General features: G+C 41.2%; 4 protein-coding genes. All 4 read left to right on the forward strand.

All coding sequences use genetic code 11. The features are described from left to right. The first annotated feature begins 116 nt into the window (after nucleotides 1-116). Nucleotides 117-755 (forward strand): glycerol-3-phosphate acyltransferase, encoded by a 639-nt coding sequence (locus FWJ59_RS08230; RefSeq protein ID WP_414481466.1) that lies wholly within the window; start codon nucleotides 117-119, stop codon nucleotides 753-755. Nucleotides 756-1,165: 410 nt separating this feature from the next. Further along, nucleotides 1,166-2,209 (forward strand): sugar phosphate nucleotidyltransferase, encoded by a 1,044-nt coding sequence (locus FWJ59_RS08235; protein WP_414481467.1) that lies wholly within the window; start codon nucleotides 1,166-1,168, stop codon nucleotides 2,207-2,209. A gap of 35 nt (nucleotides 2,210-2,244) precedes the next feature. Beyond that, nucleotides 2,245-3,426, forward strand: a complete 1,182-nt coding sequence (locus tag FWJ59_RS08240; protein WP_414481468.1) for a glycosyltransferase family 4 protein — start codon at nucleotides 2,245-2,247, stop codon at nucleotides 3,424-3,426. Beyond that, the coding region (locus FWJ59_RS08245; RefSeq protein WP_414481469.1) for a glycosyltransferase at nucleotides 3,423-4,431 on the forward strand (1,009 nt) is incomplete at its 3' end. The genes FWJ59_RS08240 and FWJ59_RS08245, both read left to right, overlap by 4 nt.

Consider the following 4,431-nt stretch of genomic DNA (forward strand, 5'->3'; position numbering starts at 1 on the left):
TTTCTATCGCTGGCCTTTTTCATTTTGATAATGGTCTACTCCATGTATCAGGTTTTATTCAAAGGGTGTGTATACTGGAAAGGAAGGCAGATTGAAGTTAAAAGCAGGAGGGGCCTATGACTGTATTGTATTTTATTATGGAATTTTTATGCGGTTCGCTCATGTTTTCGTACTGGCTTGGGCTTCTAGCTAAGAAGGATTTAACAAAAGTGGGGGATGGCAATCCCGGAGCATTTAATTTGTGGTTAGCGACAGGGTATAAGTTGGGGCTGCTGGGAGTGTTATTGGACTTCATGAAAGGTTATTTTCCCCTTGTGGTACTGATACAGCGCGAGATGATCGCCGATTCATCCATCGCAACGGTGGCATTTGCTCCTATTCTGGGACACGCTTTTTCCCCTTTTCTCAGAGGAAGAGGCGGCAAAGCGATAGCTGTAACCTTTGGGGTATGGAGCGCCGTCACCCAATTTAGAATTTCTCTGGTTTATGCGGTAATTCTGGCGGTCCTTTATGTCATTGCAAGGATGGTATATCGGGGTGAGAATACACCTACCGAAACCGATGGATTCATGGTAGTATTTGGCATGTGGATGCTGGGACTATATATCTTTTTTAAAGCTTTTCCCCATTATATCAGATTGTTATGGCTGGAGAATTCCCTTCTCATCACGTATAAAAACAAGGAAAAACTGCAGGTCTTTTTTAAGAACGTATACAGCAAGTATTGGAACCGCGGTACTACTGTTGGGATGTAGGCTTTAAATCGACCTTATGTAGAATAAATTTTAAAAAATCGTTTTTAAAAATGAGATAATCTAATATAATTGAGACAAACCGCCCATAATGCGTATTAACTGTTTTTGACATTAGAAATAAAAGTGTTAAAATCTTATCCTAGGCTTTGTTAGCACTCGTAATTATTGAGTGCTGATAAGATTTTGGCCTTATTGCATGAAGTAAGCTCCTAAAGAGACATTTTAAGGCATCAAATGGCTTTAAGTAAGCCAATTTTTAGACGTTTTAGCAGATTTGTAGTTGTTCAGCTCCAATGATAATAGTTGATGTTTAAATCTATACAAATGACAAATAAGTCTTCAAAAGTTGTATTGCTTTCTTCAAATTGTTTGATTTTAAATCAACAATTTTAAAGGGGGGAATGCAACTTATGAAGGCATTGTTTCTTGTGGGAGGAATGGGGACAAGGCTGAGACCCTTGACCAATAAAATTCCAAAGCCAATGATTCCTATCATGGGCAAACCGTTACTTGAGAGAAGCATACTCAACCTGAAAAGCGTAGGAATAAAGGAAGTGGTGTTGAGCACTTGCTATAGGGCTCAATATATTCAAAGATATTTTGAGAATGGAGAAAAGTTAGGGATGAAAATTTATCATGTTAAAGAGGATATACCTCTTGGGACCGGTGGAGCGATAAAGAATGCAGAGGAGTACTTTGATGATACCTTTCTGATATTTAATTCGGATATTCTCAGCGACATAGATTTAAAAGAGTTTATCAAATATCACAGGGAAAAGGGAGCTGATGTTACCATTGCTGTGACGCAGGTGGATGATCCGTCCATGTACGGAGTTATAGAATATGACGAGAATGATTATGCCATTTCGTTTAAAGAGAAGCCGCAACCCCATGAAGTTACTTCTAATTTCATAAACGCTGGCGCGTATATATTTGAACCAAAAGTATTGGAGGAGATCCCCGCAGGGCGCGTGGTATCGGTGGAGAAGGAAGTGTTTCCCCAGCTTATTGAAAAGGGCTATAAGATTGCAGTATATAAAGGGTGTTCTTACTGGATAGATATTGGTACGCCTGAGAGGTATCTGCAGGCTCATATGGATATAATGTCAGGTAAATACAGGATAAACGGTTTAAATTTTTCGGGTAAAGGGATATATAAAGGACCGGGTTGTGACATCCATAGTTCGGTGAAGATATATGAGCCGGTGTATATAGGTGCCAATGTAAAGATTGAGGAAAATGCGTCAATAGGTGCAAATGCCATTATAGGAGATAATGTACGCATAGGCAGAGGAGTAAGGATCATGAGAAGCGTTATATGGAATGATGTAGTGGTGGAGAATGGAGCCACGCTGATCGATACCATTGTAGCTTCCAATTGTAGGATAAAACAAGGATGTGACTACTACAGTACGGTGTACGTAGGGGAAGACAGCCGTCCCATGGCAATATAGTTTTATGTTTTCAAATTTCAAGAAAGGGGTGATGAATGGCTGTGCTCCATAAGGCCAGAAATGTCGTATTTGTAAGCACTTATCCGCCTAGAGAATGCGGACTGGCTACATTTACTCAAGACCTGGTAAACGAGCTGGATGAAATAGCTCTTATAAATAAACCCAGGGTTATTGCCATGAGCAACGGGAATTATCGATACGATGATAGGGTTATCATGGAAATTGAGCAGTATGATAGGGGCAGTTATGTAAAAGCCGCTAAGAAGTTGAGCGAGACTGATACCGAATTGGTGGTCATAGAACACGAATATGGAATATTCGGTGGCGATTGGGGAGATTATATTTTGGATTTTGTAGACAATTTGCATATACCCTTTATCGTCACCTTGCATACCGTTCTACTGGAGCCCTCCGATAAACAAAAAGAGATTATAAAGGTCCTGGCCGAAAAAAGCCGAAGGGTTGTCACCATGGCCAACAACACGGTAAAGATTTTGACGGACGTATATGGAATAGATGTTGATAAAATTGAGGTTATACATCACGGCGTACCTTACAAGGCTGCAGAACCCAGGGAAAAGCTTAAGGAAAAATACGGCTTTAAAGGGAGGCAGATAATCAGTACATTTGGCCTTATAAGTCCGGGTAAGGGTTTGGAATATGCTATAGAAGCTGTAGCAGAGGTGGCCAAAAAGCACCGGGAAGTGCTGTACATCATACTGGGGCAAACACATCCGTGCGTGAGGAAGGAATATGGCGAAAGCTATAGGGAGAAGTTAGAAGCATTGGTGAGGAGTTTGAATGTAGAAGAGAATGTACAGTTCGTTAACAGATACCTTACAAAAGATGAAATTATAGAGTATTTACAGCTTTCGGACATATACATGACGCCATACCTTAGTAAAGATCAAGCGGTAAGCGGTACTTTGGCCTACGCAGTGGGATATGGCAAAGCCATAGTCTCTACGCCATATCCGTATGCCAAAGAGATGCTGGCAGATGGCAGGGGCATGCTGGCTGAGTTTGCAGATTCCATATCGCTGGCAAGGTGTATTAACTATATACTGGAGAATCCGGAGGTGAGGGAGGAGATGGAGAAAAAGACCTTAGCTCTTGGTAGGACGATGACGTGGAAGAATATCGCTAACCAGTATGCTGAGCTATTTATAAAGACCATTGAGGAAAACCACTCAAAAGGAGATATGCGGATAGGATGATGCGGTACGATTTGATTAAGATGAGAAATGATAAGCATGTTTTCCGCATGACTGACGATACGGGGATATTGCAGCATGCCAAATATGGGGTACCTGATCCTACCAAGGGCTATACCACCGATGACAATGCAAGAGCGCTGATCATGGCGGTACTCCTTTATGAGCAGAGACCGGTGAAGAGATACGAAACTCTTCTTTACAGATATATTGGCTTTTTGCTTAATGCCCAGAATGAAGATGGCTGGTTCAGGAATTTCATGGATTATGACAGGCGGTTTATTGAAGAAAGGGGTTCTGAAGACTGTTTTGGGAGATGCTTATGGGCGCTGGGGTTTACCATATCCAATGAACATGTGCCCGTGAACATAAGCCGTGTTGCAAAATATCTCTTGAACAAAGCTCTTCCGAATTGTAATAAGTTACTTTATCCCAGAGGAAAAGCTTACTCGATCATAGGATTAGGTTTTTTAGACGATGATCAGGCCAAAGAGATGATAAGGAGTTTGGCAAATTCACTCGTACATGAGTATTATAACCATTGCAGGGAGGATTGGAAATGGTTTGAAGGCATACTTACCTATAGCAATGCCATACTGCCATGGGCTATGCTAGTGGCTTTTCAGTCAACAGGAGAGCAGCGCTTTAAAGATATAGGATTAGAAAGCCTTGGTTTTTTGGTAAAACATACCTTTAGCAGGGGATATTTTAAGCCAATAGGCTGTCATGGCTGGTTTGAAAGAGGGGGTAAGCCCGCCGAATTTGATGAACAACCTGTAGAGGCCTGCGAAATGCTGCTTGCTTGTCTTAAGGCATATGAGATAACGGGAGAAGACGGGTATCTTGAAAAAGCGAAAATATGCTATAGTTGGTATACGGGTTATAACTCTAAAGGTGTTAGCCTCATTGATCCACAGACCGGTGGATGCTATGATGGCATTACAAAAGATGGCGTAAATTTAAATCAAGGTGCAGAAAGCCTTATATCTTATTATATCTCTCTTCTGA

The organism is Caldicoprobacter sp., from assembly GCF_047459465.1.
In the GTDB taxonomy this organism is placed as follows: domain Bacteria; phylum Bacillota; class Clostridia; order Caldicoprobacterales; family Caldicoprobacteraceae; genus Caldicoprobacter.

Bases quoted from the DNA above. Each gene is read 5' to 3' on its own strand.
- FWJ59_RS08240 (WP_414481468.1), top strand. From the start codon at position 2,245: ATGGCTGTGCTCCATAAGGCCAGAAATGTCGTATTTGTAAGCACTTAT.
- FWJ59_RS08230 (WP_414481466.1), top strand. From the start codon at position 117: ATGACTGTATTGTATTTTATTATGGAATTTTTATGCGGTTCGCTCATG.
- FWJ59_RS08235 (WP_414481467.1), top strand. From the start codon at position 1,166: ATGAAGGCATTGTTTCTTGTGGGAGGAATGGGGACAAGGCTGAGACCC.